The following is a 3,522-nucleotide window of genomic DNA, read 5'->3' on the forward strand; positions in this document are numbered from 1 at the left end:
GAGTCGCTTCGCGGCGTGCCCGGCCTCGAGGGCGCTGAGCTCCTCCGGCGAGAGCGACGCGCGCACGAGCGGGGTGTCGATGAAGCCGGGGCCGACCGCGTTCGTGCGGACACCGTGCGCCGTGTACTCGAGGGCTGCCACCTTCGTGAGCCCGACGAGCGCGTGCTTCCCGCGGGACACCCTGCGCCGCGGCTACGCCATCGTCCAGACGGCGGACGGCGGGGTCGTGCGTGGCGCCGAGGACCTGTCCGGGGCGACGCCCGTGCACGTGACGCTCGGCGCCGGGACGGCCACCGGGACGCTCGAGCCGGACGGGCCTGGGCCGGACGGCGTCTGAGCGGCTGCGGGTTCTCCACCGGTCTGCCCGTGCGGGGCACACGTCGGTGGGCGCTCGGTAGGATCGAGGGGTGTCATCCCAGCAGGAACCCGAGCAGCCCGACGTCCGGTCGCTGAGCTACGAAGCGGCGCGCGACGAACTCGTGCGCGTCGTCGCCGAGCTCGAACAGGGGTCGGCCACGCTCGAACGCTCGCTGTCGCTGTGGGAACGGGGCGAGTCGCTCGCCGCCCGGTGCGAAGAGTGGCTCGTCGGCGCACGCGCGCGGCTCGACGCCGCCCGTGCCGCGTCCGAGTCCGAGGACGGCGCAGCGCGATGACCGACGCCGACGGCCGCCCGATCGTCGCCGAGCTGGGCCGCGCCGAGACCCCGGAAGAGACCTGGGCGCGAAAGGACGCCGCACGCACCGCACGACGGCAGCACCAGACGGCGTTCAACCTCGTCATCGCGCTGATCGCCTCGCTCGGGATCGTCCTGTTCCTCGTCGCCGTGGTCGTCCGGCCGGACACCACGATCGGCGACCGCACGGTCGACTACCGGCAGGTCGCGTCCCAGGCGCAGGTGCCCGGTGTCACGCTGGCGGCTCCGGCGCTGCCGGACGGCTTCTCGTCGAACCGCGCCGACTACCAGGACAAGACCTCCGACGGCGTGAGCGTCTGGACCGTCGGCCTGATCACGCCGGACAAGCAGTACATCGGCCTGCAGCAGGGCATCGACGCGAACGCGACGTGGGTGTCGAACCAGCTCGACCAGCACGCTGCCACCGGCTCCCGCACGATCGCCGGCACGAAGTGGACCGTGTACGACCGCCGGTCCGAGGGGGACGACGCCGGCAACCAGGCGTACTCGCTCGTGGCGCGGTTCGACCAGGGCACCGTGGTCCTGGCCGGCACCGCCGACGACGCCGCCTTCCGGACCGTCGCCACCGCCGTCGCGAAGCAGTTCGCGAACTGACCCCTCCGCACCAGCGCGAGCACCAGCACGACCACCAGCCCCAGCCCCAGCGCGAGCACCAGCCCCAGCCCGACCCCCAGCACGACCACCGACCCGAAGCCCCGAGGACCCCCATGCCCGACCGCGCCGCCGCCACCCCGTCCGACGCCCTCCGACTCCTCGTCGAGGGCAACGCCCGCTTCGCCGCCGACAAGCGCCGCACCGGCCGGATCGACCCGGACCGCCGCTCGGAACTCGCCGGGTCGCAGGCGCCCTTCGCCACCGTGCTCGGCTGCTCCGACTCGCGCGTGCCGTTCGAGCACGTCTTCGACGCCGGCATCGGTGACCTCTTCGCGATCCGCAACGCCGGGCAGATCGTCGACGACGTCGTGCTCGGGTCGATCGAGTTCGCCGTCGTCGCGCTCGGCACCCCGCTCGTGGTCGTGCTCCGGCACACCAAGTGCGGTGCGGTCGCCGCCGCCCGCTCCGGCGAGCCCGTGCCTGCACCGCACCTGCAGGCGCTGGTCGACGCCATCGCCCCGAGCGTCGAGCGTGTCCGCAGCACCGACGCCGACGTCCCGCAGGAGTCGGTCGGCGCCGCCCACCTCGAGGCCACGCTGCGCCAGGTGATCGAGCGGTCCGGTGCCGTCTCCGACGCGATCGCCGAGGGTAGATTGGCCGTCGTCGGCGCGACCTACGACCTCACCACGGGCGAGGTCGCCATCGACACCGTCGTGGGCCAGGCCTGACCCGCCGCCACGACGAACCGTCCCGGACACCCTCGGGACACCCACCAGCCGGCGCGACCGCGGCCGGCGAGCACCCCAGGAAGGACCACGACGACGTGACCGACACCACCCCGACCACCGTGACCGACAGCTCCGGCGAGTACCGCATCGAGCACGACACCATGGGCGAGGTCCGGGTGCCGGTGTCCGCGCTCTACCGGGCGCAGACGCAGCGCGCGGTGGAGAACTTCCCGATCTCGGGGAGCGGACTCGAGTCGGCGCAGATCGTCGCCCTCGCCCGGATCAAGCGCGCCCCGCGATCGTCAACGGGGAGCTCGGCATCGTCGACCCCGCGCTGGCCGACGCCGTCGCGCAGGCGGCGGACGCGATCATCGGCGGGGCGCACCACGACCAGTTCCCGGTCGACGTCTACCAGACCGGCAGCGGGACCTCGTCGAACATGAACATGAACGAGGTCCTCGCGACGCTCGCGTCGGACATCGCGGGCACCGCCGTGCACCCGAACGACCACGTGAACGCCTCGCAGTCCTCGAACGACGTCTTCCCCACGTCGGTGCACGTGGCGGTGACCGAGGCCCTCATCCGCACCCTCGTGCCGGCGCTCGAGCACCTCGCCGAGTCGCTCGAGGCCAAGGCGACGCTGTGGGCCGACGCGGTGAAGTCCGGTCGGACGCACCTCATGGACGCGACGCCCGTCACCCTCGGGCAGGAGTTCGGCGGCTACGCACGCCAGGTCCGTCTGGGCATCGAGCGGGTCGAGGCGACGCTTCCCCGCGTCGCCGAGGTCCCCCTCGGTGGCACGGCGGTCGGCACCGGGATCAACACGCCGAAGGGCTTCCCGCAGCGCGTCATCGCCCAGCTCGCGACTGACACCGGCCTGCCGATCACCGAGGCGCTCGACCACTTCGAGGCCCAGGGTGCGCGTGACGCCCTCGTCGAGGCCTCGGGTGCCCTCAAGGTCCTCGCGGTCAGCCTGACGAAGATCAACAACGACCTGCGCTGGATGGGCTCCGGGCCGAACACCGGCCTGGGCGAGCTGCACATCCCCGACCTGCAGCCGGGCTCGTCGATCATGCCCGGCAAGGTCAACCCGGTCATCCCCGAGGCCACTCTCATGGTCGCCGCCCGCGTCATCGGCAACGACGCCACGATCGCCTGGGCGGGTGCGTCCGGCGCGTTCGAGCTGAACGTTGCGATCCCGGTGATGGGCACCGCGTTGCTCGAGTCGATCCGTCTGCTCGCGAACAGCTCGCGGGTGCTCGCCGACAAGACCATCGACGGGCTCGAGGCGAACCTCGACCGTGCCCGCGCGTTCGCCGAGTCCTCGCCGTCGATCGTGACGCCGCTCAACCGCGTGATCGGGTACGAGGCAGCCGCCAAGGTCGCCAAGTACGCCGTGCGCGAGGGCATCACGGTGCGTGAGGCCGTGATCGCCCTCGGTCACGTCGAGCGGGGCGAGGTCACCGAGGAGCAGCTCGACAGCGCCCTCGACGTGCTCAGCATGAC

Annotated in this window: 4 protein-coding genes and 2 pseudogenes; 5 read left to right on the forward strand and 1 reads right to left on the reverse strand. The window is 72.6% G+C overall.

Going from position 1 to position 3,522, the window contains the following annotated elements; genetic code table 11:
- Positions 1–168: pseudogene (locus tag I5E_RS04930) on the reverse strand (SDR family oxidoreductase); the annotation flags it as partial.
- On the opposite strand from I5E_RS04930, the gene I5E_RS04935 reads away from it, so the two are divergent.
- From I5E_RS04935 to I5E_RS21195, 5 genes and pseudogenes are all read left to right on the forward strand, one after another.
- Complete coding sequence (locus I5E_RS04935; protein ID WP_022906011.1) at positions 146–337, forward strand: hypothetical protein; 192 nt, start codon at positions 146–148, stop codon at positions 335–337. The pseudogene I5E_RS04930 and the gene I5E_RS04935 overlap by 23 nt on opposite strands.
- A gap of 70 nt (positions 338–407) precedes the next feature.
- Complete coding sequence (locus tag I5E_RS04940; RefSeq protein ID WP_022906010.1) at positions 408–653, forward strand: exodeoxyribonuclease VII small subunit; 246 nt, start codon at positions 408–410, stop codon at positions 651–653.
- A complete protein-coding gene (locus I5E_RS04945) occupies positions 650–1,288 on the forward strand; it encodes a DUF4245 domain-containing protein (RefSeq protein WP_022906012.1) in 639 nt (212 codons plus the stop codon). Before I5E_RS04940 ends, I5E_RS04945 begins: the two co-directional genes overlap by 4 nt.
- A 113-nt stretch (positions 1,289–1,401) precedes the next feature.
- Positions 1,402–2,016, forward strand: a complete 615-nt coding sequence (locus I5E_RS04950) for a carbonic anhydrase (protein WP_022906013.1) — start codon at positions 1,402–1,404, stop codon at positions 2,014–2,016.
- 161 nt (positions 2,017–2,177) lie between these two features.
- Positions 2,178–3,522: pseudogene (locus I5E_RS21195) on the forward strand (class II fumarate hydratase); the annotation flags it as partial.

It is taken from the genome of Curtobacterium sp. B18 (genome assembly GCF_000333375.1).
Taxonomy (GTDB): domain Bacteria; phylum Actinomycetota; class Actinomycetes; order Actinomycetales; family Microbacteriaceae; genus Curtobacterium.